Here is a 16,410-nt window from a genome sequence, read left to right on the forward strand (position 1 = left end):
AGTAAAATTATTAATTTTTCTAATGTAATCATAATCCCGACCTTTGTATTAAATATTACAAATCATGTTTAAAGCATTAAAATCTAGAAACTTCAAGCTCTTCTTTTACGGACAATCCGTTTCTATTGTCGGAACCTGGTTGCAGAAAACCGCTGTCAGCTGGATGGTTTATAGTATAACTGGTTCCGTATTTTTATTAGGTTTGGCTACATTTTTAAGCATGATTCCATCTTTATTTCTTGCACCATTGGCAGGAAGTGTTATCGGAAGATATGACCGACACAAAGCCATGATTTTATTGCAGTCATTAGCAATGATTCAAGCTGGGGCTTTGGCTTTACTACTTTATCTAAAAATCTACAATATTAATTTTATTTTGGCATTAAGTCTTTTTCAGGGAATCATAAATGCATTCGACATGACCTGCAGACAAACCATGATGATAGATATTGTTGACGATAAAGAAGATTTGCCAAACGCCGTCGCATTAAACTCAACTTTAAACAATTTTGCCCGAATTGCAGGTCCGGCGCTAGCTGGAATTATTTTGCACAATTATGGTGAAGACATTTGTTTTATTGGAAATTTCATGAGCTATATTCCCGTTTTAGTTTCTCTTTTAATGATGAGAATAACGCCTCACATCAAAGCTGAAGATAAATTCAAAATGTTGGATGATTTTCTTGAAGGTTTAGATTATGTAAAAAAAGAAACCGAAATGGCAAGAATGCTTTTAATGCTAATGTGTAGTAGCTTGTTCGTTATTTCGTTCAATACTTTGATGCCGGTTTTTGCGAAAGATATTTTTAGCGGAAATGCACAAACCTTCAGTTGGTTTGAAAGTGCTGCCGGAATTGGTTCAATTGTATCAGCAATATATTTGGCGAACCTTAAAAAAGCCGACAATATGAATAAAATAATGATCGCAGCGAGTTTATTATTAGGTTTCAGCATTATTATATTGGCTTACTCAAATAGTTTGACTATCGCGCTTATTTGCATGGCGTTGAGCGGTGTAGGAATGATGGCGCAAACCTCATCTATAAATATTTATGTTCAGACACAGAGTTCTGTAAATATGCGTTCCAGAAGTATCAGTTATTATTTAATGGCTTATCAGGGAATGATTCCTGTGGGAAGTTTAATTATCGGTTACGTTTCTCACATTATCGGAACAAGAAATACGGTTGCGATTCAGGGAATAATATGTATTGTTTCGGTGATTGTTTATGTGTATTATAAAAAACACACTACTTCTGAAGATTTAGAAACTTGTCCGGTTCCTTACAGAAATTCTAAAGATTAAAATTAAAAAATCCCAGATTCTAAAAATCGAAATTTTGAATCTGGGATTTTTAATTAGAATTTTTTTCTACGAAATTTCTCCGCGAAGTGCAGTCTCAAAAATATCTTTAAACTCGTTTTGTGGAATATTATGCCCAAGCAAATACATCAATTTTGTAATTGCTGCTTCTGTAGTAATATCTTTTCCCGAAATTACTCCTAAAGATTTCAAGGCTGTACTTGTTTCGTATTGTCCCATATTCACGCTTCCGCCTGAACATTGTGTTACGTTTACGATATGCATTCCAGATTTTATGGCTTTTTCAATTAAATTTAAAAACCAATCTTCAGTCGGTGCATTTCCTGAACCGTAAGTTTCCAGAACAATTCCGCGTAAACCTTGAGTTGACAAAATTGAAGCCAAAACAATTTCGCTCATTCCCGGAAACATTTTGATGATGGCAACATGATTGTCTAAGTTTTTATGAACAATCAATTTTGCATCTTTATTTACTGGAAGAAATAAATGTTTATTTAATTTTAAATGTACCCCAGATTCTACCAGTTCAGGGTAATTTGGCGCTGTAAAAGCTCTGAAATGTTCTGCATTTACTTTAGACGTTCGATTGCCTCGGTATAATTTGTATTCAAAATACAAACACACTTCTGTGATAACCGGTTTTCCATTCTCTAAAAGAGATGCAATCTGAATTGCTGTAATCAGGTTTTCTTTTGCATCTGTACGTAAATCTCCAATTGGCAATTGCGAACCTGTAAATACAACTGGTTTGGCTAAATTCTCCAGCATAAAACTCAATGCTGAAGCAGAATACGACATTGTATCTGATCCGTGAAGAACAACAAATCCGTCGAAAGAAGCATAATTTTCCTCAATCATTGTGGCAATTTTTGTCCACATTTGAGGATTCATATTGGAAGAATCAATTGGATGTTCGAATGAAATCGATTCGATTTCGCAGTCCAATTGTTTAATTTCTGGGATTTTCTGAATTAATTTACCAAAATTGAAGGCTTTTAGCGCTCCAGTTTCAAAATCTTTGCTCATACCGATGGTTCCTCCGGTATAAATCAATAGTATTTTAGCTTTAGATGACATCTTGGTATTTTAATTTATTGACAACGGGATTCGCATACATCGCTAAAAATCCTTGTCTTGTCACAGGATTATCACTTCCGATTCTCATTTCTAAACGACGCTCAAAAAGCTGTTTTTCGTTCTCTTTGTATTTGTGAGCAAATTTGTCTGTTTCGTTTAAAATATCGTAAGCAATAAAATTAGTTGGCCATAATTGATAATTTTTCAAAATCACATCATCGATAGTTTGTGCCAATGCCTGAACTTGCTTGTTTGCATTGTCATTCTCGGCCACAATCTGATCGATTTCTGTGTCTAAAACATCGCCAACAGAAATATGTATTCTTTTTTTAGTTCCCATGATGCCACTCAAAATGGTCATGAAATCTTCGTTTTTATCTTTTACGTAAACTTCGTTGTTTGCTTCTGCCATTAATTGCGGCATTTTCAAAACATCAGTCGGATCATATTCATAAGAAATAGAAACCGGAACGATTTTTAATTTCTTAAAATAATCCATTAAGTTTTCTTCATCAGAACCCATTCCGATCATTTTCAAAACACCTGGATTGGTTTCGTCATTTCCGTCTTTTGTTCTTCCTTCTCTTTGAGCAATCCAAACCGAACGGTTTTCGCGAAGCAATAACTGTCCCATATATTCCGACAATAATTTAGAACTTTGCAACATTTCACGAGGCGTTAATCCTCTTAAAACCAAAAAGTTTCTATTTAATTTTGCAAGAGTTGCCAAGAAAGCTTTTTTAACCAAATTATCTCCAATTGCCGAAGCAGTCATTACTAAACCATGTTCGAACAAGCAAACATTCAATAAGGTAGTATCCAAAAGAATATCTCTGTGATTTGAGATAAATAGATAAGAAGTATTTGGCTCCAATTTTTCAAAACCTGAAGTCGTTAATCCTTCAGAGCTTTTTTCTAAAACCTTTTGGATTGTATTGTAAATAAAATTGCATTGAAAATCACGAATAGAATGTGTTTTTTTCAATTGATCCTTCCAAACCTCATCTTCTACTTCCGGAAAAGTAAAGTTCATCATGGTTTTCATCATAGGATGATTTACAACATCATGAAGGGCTTCATTTATTTCGGAATCATAAAACGGTCGAATGGCATCAAATCTCTGCATTATTTATTTGGGTTTAAGTGGGCAAAAGAACAAAAAAAAAATTAAAGTTTTGTAAGGCGTGGGTTAAATCCCAAAAACGTCTTTTGAATTTTGAGTCGTAATTACTGCAATTTCTTCGGAAGAAACTCCATAAATATCGCTTAATTTGGCAATAACATTGACTAAATAACTACTTTCATTTCGTTTTCCTCTATACGGAATTGGCGCTAAATACGGCGAATCTGTCTCTAATACGATGTGTTTTAAATCAATTTGGCTTAAAAACTGGTCGATTTTTCCGTTCTTAAAAGTGACAACTCCACCGATTCCCAACTTCATATTGTAAGAAATCGCGCGTTCCGCTTGCTCTAAAGTTCCGGAAAAACAATGAAAAATCCCAAATAAATCATCAGATTTTTCTTCCTCAAGAACATCAAAGATTTCGTCGAAGGCTTCTCTACAGTGAATTACAATAGGAAGTTTGTACTGTTTTGCCAACTGAATTTGTCTTTTAAAAGCAATTTGCTGCTCTTTCAAATGTGTTTTATCCCAATACAAATCGATCCCGATTTCGCCAACAGCGTAGAATTTTCTTTTTGATAATTCAGTTTCAACATGCGCAAGTTCTTCTAGATAATTATCTTTTACATATGTAGGATGAAGTCCCATCATTAAAAAGATATTTTCAGGATAGTTTTTCTCCAAATCGTACATAGACTGTGTTGCAGCAGCATCGATTGCAGGAATAAAAAAACGTGTAATTCCAGCATCTATGGCGCGCTGAATCATTGCGTCACGATCCTGATCAAATTCTTCAGAATATAAATGCGTATGTGTATCGGTAATAATGGGTGTCGAATTCAATTGTCTAATTTTTTAAAGCTGTCAAAATTACGACAATATTAAAAGAATAGCAATTCGTGTGAAACGGAACGCGGATGATACGGATTCACTTCGTGAAAACGCGGATTGGCACGGATTTTTTTCTTAAAAACGAAAACCTTTGTCAAAGTTTTGAACTTTGACAAAGGTCTGCTTATTAAATTCTTGATATTGTCAGACTGAGCGAAGTCGAAGTCCACTTAAAAAAGATCCCCAATTCTTTTCTAATTACTTATTTGTTCTTCTGCTTCACTCAGGATGACAAAATTGAAAAACCTTTGTAAAAGTTTTTAACCTTCGCAAAAGGCTTTTACCCCCAATAATATTTTTTTTTAGTTTTTTAGACTCGGAATTTCCTTCAAATTTACTTTTGGATTTGTAGTTGCTCCCGTCTTCAAGTCTCCTGCTTCGATAAAAAACAAAGCACGATCTAAAACTTCATCTCTTCCTTCCTGAATTCCTTTTATGGTTGGTTTTATTTCAATATCAGGCACAATTCCTATTCTTTGTGTTTCGCCTTTGTCTGGATAATAAACACCAATTCCTGAAAACAATGTGCGAAATCCTTCAAAATCAAAAACAGAAATATTTCCGTCTGCGCCTGAAGTTTGACTTCCAATAATAGTAGCATTTCCTGTGCTTCTAAATGCCATTGCAGACCATTCTGCGTGGCTTTGGGTTTCTTCGTTGACTAAAACCACTACTTTTCCTTTATAATGATCCTTATTTTCAGTACCGCATGAAGTTCCATCGCCCCATTTATATCGTCCAGGATGATTTAGATCTGGAACGGTATAAATCGCAAATTTATTTTCCTTTGGACTTATAAAATTTGCTATGTCATCAATAGTTCCTTTTGGATAATTTCGAAGATCAAAAACAATAGCTTTAGTATCTTTTAGCAGCTCAATCATATCAGGAACATTTTTGCCTGTTAAAATTCCCATATCAACATAACCGATATTGTCATCTAACAGCTTAAATTTTTCCTTCTTTTTTCTGGCTCCTTTTTTAAATTCATTTCGGTGCGAATCATGGTAATCATGCCAAATCATGGTTTTGGTGATGTATTTTCCATTCTTTAAAAACTCCACTTTAACAGTATCTGCTTTAGTCACTAAGAGACTAGGAGCAATTTTATCCAAAAATTTAGCTTCATTAGAAGCACTTAGTAAACCTCTTTTCTCTGCAATTGCCTCTTTTATAGTTTTGCCGTTTACTTTTGTAATTACATCACCCACTTTTATATCATCTGCCTGTGCCAAACTATCAGCTAAAATTTCTGTAACCACCAATTTTTCGTCAATAATCTTTGCGCTAGCCGGGAAATAATTTGAAGGTTTGGGACTTGGCGCAGTCGCATTAGGATATACATATACTTCTGTGTGACTGTCATCAAGCTTACTGGCAAACTTTCTCATTACCGTATAAAAATCTGCTTGATTATCAGCCTGAATAGCAAGAGGTATTATTTCTACTAAAGTTGTATCCCATTTTTGATCCATTAGATATTTGTACGGAAAAAAGTATTCTGCCAAATTCCAAAACATAAACACCATTCTCAGTTTCGAATATTTATTGGTAAAATCTGGATGTGCACGATTTTCGTTTCGCATGCCCACATTTCCAACACGGTCTAAGCCATAAACATAAAATTGATCTCCTTGAAATCTATTTTGTTCTATAAATTTTAATTTCTGCGAAAGTTTTTTAGAAAATACTTGACTGTTATTAAACCAACTTAAATCGAAATTTTTATCAAAATACTCTACCTCTTTTGAAGCCGCGATTGGAGTAACTTCTTTTATTGGACCGAGTTCATCAATCCAATTTTCTAAAATCAGAGAAAAGTCTTCTTTTGTCTCTGCTTTTTCAATTTTTGGTAATTTCTCTAAAAGCTGTTTGTCCCAATCCAATTGTCCGCTTGCAACCTTTGGATGATAATATTTTAAGAATCCCCAAACTTTGCAGGTTGCTACCAACTTTTCTGTTTCGGTGATTTTTGCCGCGCTGAAAATGGTTTGAGAAAATAAAACAAGAAGGAACAGGATAATCTTTTGCATTGCGATTATTAGGTTAAGATTAATGATTATTTTCCGGTTTCAATAAATGCCAAAGCACGATCTAAAACCTCGTCTTTTCCTTCCTGAATTCCTTTTATTGTTGGTTTTACTTCAATATCAGGAACAATTCCAATTCTTTGGGTTTCTCTTCCATCAGGATAATAAACGCCAATTCCTGAGAATAAGGTATGAAAACCTTTAAAATCAAATTGGCTCACATTTCCATCTGCTCCTGCTGTCTGACTTCCAATAATTGTAGTATTTCCTGCTGTTTGAAAACACATTGCTGTCCATTCAGATTGGCTTACTGACTTTTCGTTTAGCAAAACAATTACTTTTCCTTTATAATTATCTTTGTTTTCAGAACCGCTTTTTGTTGAACCATCCCAAATAAATTTGCCGGGATAACTATAATATGGACGCGTATAAATAGCAAATTCTTTTTCCTGAGAATTTAGAAATTGTGATATTTCTCTAAAAGTCCCAAGTGGATAATTTCTCATATCAAAAACAATTGCTTTTGTATTTTTTAAAGCCTCAGTCATAGCCGGAATATTTCTCGGTTTTATAATTCCCATATCGACATACCCTATATTATTATCGAAAAGTTTAAACTTGTCCTTCTTTTTCTGAGCTCCTTTTTTAAATTCATTTCGATGCGACTCATGATAATCAAACCAAATCATATCTTTTGTTTCGTATTTTCCGTCTTTCAAAAATTCAACTTTAACATTATCATTGATATTCACCAAGACAATCCTTACGAGTTTATCTAAATAAGCAGCCTCATTTGACGCACAGATTAAATCTCTATTTTCTGAAATAAGTTCTTTAATTGTTTTGTCGTTTATTTTAGTAATGACATCTCCAATTTTAATCTTATAAGCTTCGGCTACACTGTCTCCTAGAATTTCTGTCACCACTATTTTTTCATCAATTATTTTTCCCTTGGCAGGAAAAAATCTTCCATTTCCTTCACCTATCGAAGACTTATACATAAAAAACTCTGTATGGCTGTCATCTATTTTTGAAACCATTTTTTTCATTGCTGTGTAAAAATCAGTATAATTTTCAGCTTTGACCACCGCAGGCAATGTCTGTATTAAAGTTTCATCCCATTTTTGACTCATTAAATACTTAAATGGAAAAAAATATTCAACAACATTCCAATACATAAATATCATACGTAGTTTGGAATTTTTATCCTCAAAATTGGGATCATCATAACGCTCATTTATCAAGTTAACATTTTCTACATGTTCACTTCCTTCCACATAAAATTGTTTGCCTTGATATCTATTTTCTTCAATAAATTTGAGTTTCTTCGAAAGCTTTTTCGAAAACAATTTATCAGAATTTATCCAACTTAAATCGAAGTTTTTATCAAAGAATTTAACGTCTTTTTGTGCAGGAATCGGCGCTATTTCTTTTACCGGACCAAGTTCATCAATCCAATTTTCGAGGATCAATGAAAACTCTTCTTTGGTTTGTGCTTTTTCTATTTTAGGAAGTTTTTCTAAAAGCTGATTATCCCAATTCGTTTTTCCTCCCGCAACTTCTGGATGATAATATTTTAAGAAACCCCAGACTTTACAGGTTGCGACCAATTTTTCGGTTTCGGTGATTTTTGCCGAGCTGAAAATGGTTTGAGAAAATAAAACAAGAAATAATAATGTAATTTTTTGCATCAATTAAACAGGTTAAGATTTAGATTGTTTTGGGAACTTTCTTTAAAAAAGAAAACCGAATTTAGAACTAAAATTCCAAATTCGGTTACGGCTTTACGTAAAAGCAGTTTTTTTATTAATCTAATTCATCCAGAAGCAATTGAACTTCGTCATAATCTTCGTAATCCTCTGAAATGGTCTGCAATATTTTTTTGCATCCTTCATAATCGCGTTGTTTCAATTTTGATAATGCAAGATACCAAGTCGCTTTTTCTTTATATACCGAATTTCCTGCTTTCAACTCATTAAAAACTGCTTCGGCTTTTAAATAATGGCTTTCTTCTAAAAGAGAAACGCCATAATAAAATTGAATTTCTGGTGTTTTTCCTTTTGCTAAAACCTCTTCAAAATGCGGAATTGCTAATGAATATCTTTTCGCATTAAATTCTTTTTCAGCATTTTTTAAAGGACCATCTTCGCTTCCTCTTTCAGCAAAAGAAGCTTGTTCCGGATGATTATAATCGGCGAAAGCCGGATATTGATTGTAATTAAAAAAGAACAGTCCGAACAAAACTGCAACTGATGCTGCAACGGCAAGATACCAAGGTTTAAGACCAATGACTTTTGGTTTTTTATTGAAATATTCTTCAGCAATCTGATTCAGATTTTCTTTGAATGCTTCTCTTTCTTCTTCAAAACCAAATTTATTCTGCAATTGAAGCTGCACTGATTTGAAAGTTTCAAATTCCGAAGCAAATTGAGCGTCTTCGGCCAATTGTTTTTCAAAATCGTTTTTTTGATCGATAGTCAGTTCGCCTTCCAGATATTGATCGAATAATATGTAGCGTTCTTCGTTCATGACTAATTATTTTTTTAGAGAATTAAAATTTTTTGCTTCCTGAATCCACTGTGTTAACTGACCAATACATAACGATTTTTTTTTGCGTACATATCCGTAAGTTACATTTAGCTTTTCGGCAACTTCTTCCATTGATTTAACAGAAAAACTCAGCTTCAGCAGTTCTTGGCATTTGTCTCCTAATTTTTGAAACATGGTGTCAAAAAGTTGCTGTTTTTCATCAAATTCCTCAGTTTGAGCTATTAATTCAAGTGCAGATTCATTTATAGATACCACGTCTTCATGAATTGTTACCCCTTTGTTCGAAATTTTTTTGAATTCGTTAAGCCATTTTCTTTTACATAACAAAAAAAAGTAGGCATCAAAAGGGCATGTTAATTTTAAAGTGCCAGCTTTCGCCTGATTGTAAAGCAATATCATGACTTCCTGAACAATATCCTGCGCCTGATCTCTGTCGCCTGAATTATTCAGAACGAAAAAAACCACTTTAGGAACGAACTTTTTATAAATAGATTCAATAATCACCGAATCATTTGCTGCAAGTCCGTCAATATACATTTGGTCATGATGTATTTTAATTTTCTCCATAAAAAAACTTTTGATTAGTTAAAGTTAAAAAAGAATCTCAAATAATTTCAAAATACAGGGTAACAATTACAAAATCAAATTGATATAAACATGTAATACTCTTTTAAACTAAAAAAAATTAAAAGGAATGGAAACGTATCAATTTACTAAAGAAAAAAGTCTGGATCAGTTTTACGAAATGATTTCGGCCAAAAAACGAAATGGTTTTGTTGTTGTCGAACATAATGAAAAACTACCGTATGTTGTTTTATCCAAAGAAAAAAAAGCCATCAAACATTCTTTTCATCTCTTTTTGACCTGCATCACATTCGGACTTTGGGCAATTGTCTGGTTGTATTTAATTGTTTCGCTTTCGCGGAAGCAAAACATTCTGCTGGCTGTTGATGAAGATGGAAACCTTTTTGAAGACAAATGTTTATCGGCCTAAATAAAAAAAATAAAAAACAGGGGTAACAAATTTTAAAGCGAATTGATATAGTGTTATACAAGCCTGAAAAAATATTTTAAAAACAAGGGTAACAATATCAAACCCAAATTGATATAAGAATGTAAATAACAACCAAAATCTGAAAACCACTTGAAACATTCAAGACAGATTTTTAAAAACTAGAAATCATGAACACAAAATTTAAAACTATCAGTCTATTATTTTTATTGTTAATCTCTTTTTCTTTCGTAAGCTGTGACAACAGTGACGGAGACGACATCCAGATTATGCCGCCAACTGCCGCTGCGTTTAAAAGCATCAGCGAAAAAGGAGTTAAGGGAAATACACAAAAATTTACTGCAACTGCCGGAAGCGGAATGATTACAATAACTTCGGCAAAAGGAGTTAAATTAAACATCAACGGAAACTGCTTAACCAAAAACGGAAATGCTGTAACAGGACAAATCGACATTGAATATATCGAGCTTTTCGACAAAGGAAACATGTTGATTACCAACAAACCAACAATGGGAATTACAGCTGACGGAAAGAAAAACCTTTTAATTTCTGGAGGAGAATTCTTCATCAAAGCAACTCAGGGTGGTGTTGAACTTCAGACTTCTTGTTCCATGAGCATGATTGTACCAACTACTTTAACTGATGGCTTAGACAATGCAATGACTTTATGGACCGGCGTAATTAACGATGCTGGAGAATTAGCCTGGAGAGAAGCAAAAGCCGGAGCTGACGGAGCTAACGGAAAAGGCGGCGTTCAAGGTGAAGGAAACAATTATTATGTGACTTTTGGAAACTTTGGATGGACAAACGTAGACCGTTTTTATAGCGATCCAAGACCAAAAACAACAATTCTTGCTGATGCTCCTGATGGTTATGACAACAATAACAGTGCAATTTATTTGTCATACGATGGCGAAGGAAACAATGCACTTGCAAAATTAGATACTTATACCGCTGCAGGATTATTCAGCGAACATTATGGCCAAATCCCGATTGGTCTAAAATGCCACGTGATTTTTGTTACCGAAGACAATGGTCAATGGCGATATGCGATCAAAGCTGTAACTGTTGCTGCCAACGATATTTACACCTTTACTCTTGCCGAAACAATAGTCGGTACAGAAGCGCAATTGGTAGCTGCAATTAATGCCATCCAATAACTTAGAAATGCTTTTTTAAGAAAAAGTGGTGATTTGCTCATCACTTTTTTTTACATTTAATCCTGTTTTAAAATTGATTCTGAAGATTTTAAGACCCAAAACTATCTAGTTATGAAACCACAACTGTCTATTTTCTTTATTCTATTCTCTATTCTCTCAATAGGTCAAACCAAAGTAAAAGACACCATAACCCGACGAGCCAATATTGGTTTTATCCAGAACGGAAATGCTGTAAATTTCAAGCCTGAAACACCGCCTTTAATTCCGATTGCCGGCGCTCCAAAACCCAGTTATTCTTATTTATGGGAACTCGGCGACGGCCATTACAGTAAAGAAGCAGAACCCAAACATGTTTATAAAAACAAAGGAACTTACACCACGCGCCTTGCCGTAACCAATAATTACGACAACGGAAAACCTCCGGCAACACGTCCGAAAAAAGTGGCTGTAAATGATATTACCGACACCAATTATAAAGACATCGCATTAATTGCTGATCAAAACGGTTTTGCAATAATTAAGAATTGTGATCCTATTCCAGATCAGGAAATGATAGTTGTAGTAAGTTATCAAAATCTGGAGAATTATGTTGCAAACGGAAAACTGTATTTGTTTTATAATGAGAAACAATTCAAAAACAATAATTTCGAATTAACAGATTTTAGAACTTATGCAAACGAACGTGAAGTGAAAGAAAATCTCGTAGCTTCAGTTGACGATCTTGATGATTCTAAAAATTATTTGGCTTCCGCCGAAAATACAATCAAACGTAAAAAATACCGAGATACAACTGCTGAAGAAGATTTGGACGCATCTTTATTAGACGCCAATAAAACGTATCATAATGTTTCGATTTTAGAATTTGATGATGCTAATCCGGGAGAAACACGCAATGTTTTTTATACATTTAAAACTACTCCGGAAATGATTAAAGATACCAGCGCGACGGTTACGATGCGTGGAATTTTTGTTCCGAATCGAAGTTACAAAAACCATAAAATCAAAAACCTTGAAATGGAAATTGTAACTTCTCACGATCCGAATAAAATGGGATCGAACGGAAGTTTTATGAATTACAGATTAGTGCGTTTTAAACGCGTAAATTTTAAAACCCGTTTTCAGAATAATGGCGAAGGTCCGGCGCGAAAAATTCGTTTAGAAACTGATGTTCCGGATATGTTCGACAAAAGGACTTTTCAGATTGAAAGCATGTATCCTGAATGTCCGATTTGCCCAAAAGGCGAAGAACCAACTGTGAGCTGTCTGGATACCATCATCAAACAAAAACAGATTATTTTTACTTTTAAGAATATCTATTTACCAGGAAGCGAACAGAAAAATGTTCAAGAAAAAGATTCTACAAAAGGTTTTGTAAAATATTCGATGAAGTTTGCCGAAGACTTTCATAAAGTAAAAACCAAAAGCCGAACTGCGATTATTTTTGATAAAAACGAACCCATAATTACCAATTACGCCACTACCCGATTCTTGCCGGGGATTTCGATTGGCGCAAAAGCAGGTTACAATATTTATCCTGATTTGGACAAATCAACAAGTTATTTTGTGGGAGCTACAATTTCTCCGTTTAAATCGTATCGTTTTTACTGGCAGGCTGAATGGTTGAACGCTTTGAATCAGTACAATAGTGAAGTTAAAGTCGAAGAAGAATTTTTGACAAACCCCAACGGAGTACGACAATTACAGCGCACAACAACGTCAACAGAAAACAAAAATATTAATTGGGAAATTCCTGTTTTGATTCGGTATAATATTAATAATTACATTGGAATTGGAGCCGGAGTTCAATTCAATGTAAATGTTTCTTCGGAACAAAATCAGAATATACAAGTGGATCTTTACGAAGGCGACAAAGGAAATTTTTTAATTGATTCTAAAACAACATCAAATACCGTTAAAAACTCTTTTACCGATTTTAAAACCGGATTATTGTTTGATTTAACAGCTGGTTTTGCCAGAATTGGTCCGAGTTTGGGTGCGCGTTATGTGATTAATTTTGAACAGAATTTCAATTATATTCAGCTTTACGGAATTTGGAAGTTTTAAGATTACACTGCAGAGATACAAAGCGCTTTAATATGAACTTACATCGCTTATATAGCTTCATTTTCTTTTTCCTGAGCCTAACTATTTTTGGGCAAAATCAGGAAGATAAAATATATAATGCTGTTGATGTTTTTGTTGCTCATCCTTCCGCGAAAGCGTTGCAAAATATAGAAAATATAGAAAATGATTTTTGGAGAAATCCGAAACCAAAAACCAAAGACGAATTATTGGCAATTGTAGTTTTAAATTGCAATAAAGCCTACTATGAAAACCAATTTGGACAAACACAAAAAGCCATTTCGAGTTATGAAAAAGCCTGGCAGATTTATCAGAAAAACAAATTTTCGAATTACGATATAATTGAATTCTGTTTAAAACCGCTTGGTAATTTATATACGGTTTTGGGCGATTATGACAATGCCGAAAACACCATAAAACAGTATTTTTTTATTGTAAATACTTCTAAAAATTATCCCGATGCGCAAAGGCAAAAGTTTGCAGCAATTTTAAATTTATCAAATGTTTATCAAAATACCGGTAGAGTAATTGAAGCCATTGAACTTCTGGAAAACACTTTAAAAACAGAGAAATTATCAAATTCGGAGAAAGGGATTTTGCTGAATAATTTAGGCAATAATTATCTCTTAGGTTTTAAAGGAGATTTAATGACACAGGAGCTTTATAAAAAAGCTGAAAATACATTTAAGTTAGCCGTTACATATTTGGAAAACGACAAAAATCATATCGAGAACTTGTCAAATTCTTATCGAAATCTTGCAAATGTATGTCGGCAAACACATCGTTTTAAAATCGCCGATTCTTATTTAGAAAAAGCAACCGAGCTCTTTTTGGAAATCCCAAATCAGCAACAGAGAAAAATTGCAAAACTGTATTACGAAAAGGCATTATTGCTTTTTGATGAAAAAAAATATGCTGAAAGTACCAAGCAAACTGCTAAGGCTTTTAAAATTTTAATTCCGAATTATGTAGCAAAAAACATTCTTCCCGCTGAAAATGAATTATATGCCGAAACCGTTTTAATGGATATTTTGGACTTGCAAGCGGCAATCTTTGCAAATCAAAATCAACTTAAAAAAGCACTTGAAGGTTATAAACTTTCTTTTCATATTGAAAACTTATTGATGAGCGGATTAGTCTATGAAAACTCTAAAATCATTTCACAAATCCGTGCCAGAAATCGAACTGAAAAATGTCTGTTGATTTATGATCAATTGTTTAAAAAAGAAAATAAAATTGAATATTTAGAAGAAGCGTTTCAATTGGCAGAAAAAACAAAATCGGGAATTTTGAAGAGCCATCTTTCAAATATTAAAATGGCTTCTGCAGAAGAAAAACAGCTTTTAAAGGAATTTCAAAATGCTAATAATTCCATTTTAAAAGAACAGCAAAAAGGTAATTCGGCTAATATTTCGGCAATAAATTCGGCAATAAAAAAGCAAAATAAATTGATGCTTTCGCTAAAGAAAATTCAATCTGAAAATCCAAATTCGATTCCGGAGAATTTAGATTTAAAGGCATTATTTTCGAAATTAGAAAAAGACAACGCAACAATGGTTTATTATTTTATGGGTGCTGAACATCTATATTATTTTACAGTGCAAAATAACCAAATTAGCTTAAATCATTTTGACGTTACTGATAATGCAATTCCAAGAATTTTAAAATTTATCGATTATTTCAGAACTGCAGATGCCATTACAAATGACATTGCCGGATATAATTATTATGGAAAAAGTGCGTACGATTTATTAAAATTACCTTCAAAAGTAAACTATAAAAACCTCATCATTGTTCCAGATGGGATTTTGAATTTTATGCCTTTTGAAGCTTTGATTACACAAATATCCAACACAACAAATTTTTCCAAAATGCATTATTTGCTGAATGATTTTAAGATTGCCTACAATACTTCGGCGAATATTTATCTGAATTCAAAACTCGTTTCAAAATCAGAAAAAACAGTCTTAGGCATTTTTCCTGTTTTCGAAAAAACTGCTTTTGAGTTGAGTTATTCTAAGAAAGAATTAGAAGCAATCAGAAGTAATTTCAAAGGAAAATATTTAGAAAATTCGGATGCAACATTTTCTAATTTCAAAAATAATGCGCCAAATTATTCTATTTTACATTTGAGTACACACGCTTCTTCTGGCGATATTGAAACTCCGGCAAACATTAAATTTTATGATCAGGAAATTTTGTATTCTGAATTGTATAATCTGCACATTAATCCGGATTTAGTGGTTTTAAGCGCCTGCGAAACCGGAATTGGAAAACTGTATAAAGCAGAAGGCGCAATGAGTGTGGCGCGAGGTTTTCAGTTTGCCGGCGCGCAAAATTTGTTGTTTTCTTTATGGAAAGTAAATGATTTTACGACTTCGGTTTTTATGACTGATTTTTATAAAAACATTAAAAATGATGTTTCTTATTTTGAAGCCAATTCAAATGCAAAACTGGAATATTTAAAAGACAAATCAATTCCGAATGCCAAGAAATCGCCTTATTATTGGAGTTCTTTTGTGTATTATGGTTCGCTTTCGGCAGAAGAAAAATCTGAAAATTATATCTATTATATTGTTAGTTTATTGGCCGTAATTGGTTTATTTTTGATATTCAATCGGACTAAAAAATGGAAAATCTTCACGAATACCTCAAAAAAGAGAATTACAAGAAAATAAAATTCAAACTTACCAAAACCCAGCATCTTGGCATAAAAGCCAAAATCAACGGCATTTCGGGAAATTTTATTTTAGACACCGGAGCTTCAAATTCCTGCGTTGGTTTTGAAAGTATAGAACGTTTTGAATTAACGGCAAAAAAATCAAAAACCAAGGCTTCGGGCGCGGGCGGAACGGGAATGAAAACTCAAATTTCATCTGAAAATAAATTGCAATTGGGAAGTTGGAAAAGTAAAGATTTTAGTATCGTAATTTTTGATCTTTCGCATGTAAATGAAGCGTTAGAATCACACAAAGCAAGACCGGTTCATGGCATTATTGGCGCTGATGTTTTATTGGAAGGAAAAGCAATAATTGATTATTTTAACCATTATTTGTATTTAAAATAAAAGTTTCACTTTAGGTTCAAATTTTTTACGCCTTTACGGGAAACCGCAATTTTAACAATATTTATTGTATTATATTTGGTGAGCCATTTTA

The 16,410-nt window shown here is 33.4% G+C and carries 13 protein-coding genes; 6 read left to right on the forward strand and 7 right to left on the reverse strand.

All coding sequences use genetic code 11. The features are described 5' to 3' along the window. Positions 1 to 64: 64 nt before the first annotated feature. Positions 65 to 1,306, forward strand: a complete 1,242-nt coding sequence (locus ACNFIH_RS11375; protein ID WP_426486701.1) for an MFS transporter — start codon at positions 65 to 67, stop codon at positions 1,304 to 1,306. Between the two features lie 66 nt (positions 1,307 to 1,372). On the opposite strand, the gene ACNFIH_RS11380 is transcribed toward ACNFIH_RS11375, so the two are convergent. From ACNFIH_RS11380 to ACNFIH_RS11410, 7 genes are all read right to left on the reverse strand, one after another. Beyond that, on the reverse strand, positions 1,373 to 2,401 hold the full coding sequence (locus ACNFIH_RS11380) for an asparaginase (RefSeq protein WP_035646142.1): 1,029 nt from the start codon (positions 2,399 to 2,401) through the stop codon (positions 1,373 to 1,375). Then, the gene (locus ACNFIH_RS11385; protein WP_426486702.1) at positions 2,391 to 3,527 is read right to left on the reverse strand and encodes a 1-acyl-sn-glycerol-3-phosphate acyltransferase; all 1,137 of its coding nucleotides are present in this window, start codon (positions 3,525 to 3,527) and stop codon (positions 2,391 to 2,393) included. Before ACNFIH_RS11385 ends, ACNFIH_RS11380 begins: the two co-directional genes overlap by 11 nt. Positions 3,528 to 3,590: 63 nt before the next feature. Further along, positions 3,591 to 4,370: a TatD family hydrolase gene (locus tag ACNFIH_RS11390; RefSeq protein ID WP_426486703.1), complete on the reverse strand. Its 780-nt coding sequence runs from the start codon at positions 4,368 to 4,370 to the stop codon at positions 3,591 to 3,593. A gap of 350 nt (positions 4,371 to 4,720) precedes the next feature. Further along, a complete protein-coding gene (locus ACNFIH_RS11395; RefSeq protein ID WP_426486704.1) occupies positions 4,721 to 6,451 on the reverse strand; it encodes a S41 family peptidase in 1,731 nt (576 codons plus the stop codon). 26 nt (positions 6,452 to 6,477) lie between these two features. Continuing rightward, complete coding sequence (locus ACNFIH_RS11400; RefSeq protein ID WP_426486705.1) at positions 6,478 to 8,139, reverse strand: S41 family peptidase; 1,662 nt, start codon at positions 8,137 to 8,139, stop codon at positions 6,478 to 6,480. A gap of 115 nt (positions 8,140 to 8,254) precedes the next feature. Next, positions 8,255 to 8,977 (reverse strand): tetratricopeptide repeat protein, encoded by a 723-nt coding sequence (locus ACNFIH_RS11405; protein WP_426483244.1) that lies wholly within the window; start codon positions 8,975 to 8,977, stop codon positions 8,255 to 8,257. A gap of 6 nt (positions 8,978 to 8,983) precedes the next feature. Beyond that, positions 8,984 to 9,565, reverse strand: coding sequence for an RNA polymerase sigma factor (locus ACNFIH_RS11410; RefSeq protein WP_035646154.1), 582 nt, complete (start codon positions 9,563 to 9,565; stop codon positions 8,984 to 8,986). Between the two features lie 127 nt (positions 9,566 to 9,692). On the opposite strand from ACNFIH_RS11410, the gene ACNFIH_RS11415 reads away from it, so the two are divergent. The 5 genes from ACNFIH_RS11415 (at position 9,693) to ACNFIH_RS11435 (ending at position 16,319) form a co-directional block, all read left to right on the forward strand. After that, positions 9,693 to 9,992 carry a hypothetical protein gene (locus ACNFIH_RS11415; RefSeq protein ID WP_035646156.1) on the forward strand — a complete coding sequence of 100 codons (300 nt, stop codon included), beginning with the start codon at positions 9,693 to 9,695 and terminating at the stop codon, positions 9,990 to 9,992. 188 nt (positions 9,993 to 10,180) lie between these two features. Further along, positions 10,181 to 11,170, forward strand: a complete 990-nt coding sequence (locus tag ACNFIH_RS11420; RefSeq protein ID WP_426483245.1) for a hypothetical protein — start codon at positions 10,181 to 10,183, stop codon at positions 11,168 to 11,170. 111 nt (positions 11,171 to 11,281) lie between these two features. Then, positions 11,282 to 13,234, forward strand: a complete 1,953-nt coding sequence (locus ACNFIH_RS11425; RefSeq protein WP_426483246.1) for a PKD domain-containing protein — start codon at positions 11,282 to 11,284, stop codon at positions 13,232 to 13,234. 32 nt (positions 13,235 to 13,266) lie between these two features. Beyond that, complete coding sequence (locus ACNFIH_RS11430; protein ID WP_426483247.1) at positions 13,267 to 15,930, forward strand: CHAT domain-containing protein; 2,664 nt, start codon at positions 13,267 to 13,269, stop codon at positions 15,928 to 15,930. Next, a complete protein-coding gene (locus ACNFIH_RS11435; protein WP_426483248.1) occupies positions 15,882 to 16,319 on the forward strand; it encodes a retropepsin-like aspartic protease in 438 nt (145 codons plus the stop codon). The genes ACNFIH_RS11430 and ACNFIH_RS11435 overlap by 49 nt, the downstream gene beginning before the upstream one ends. Positions 16,320 to 16,410: the final 91 nt, after the last annotated feature.

It is taken from the genome of Flavobacterium sp. 2 (assembly GCF_049949195.1).
Taxonomy (GTDB): domain Bacteria; phylum Bacteroidota; class Bacteroidia; order Flavobacteriales; family Flavobacteriaceae; genus Flavobacterium.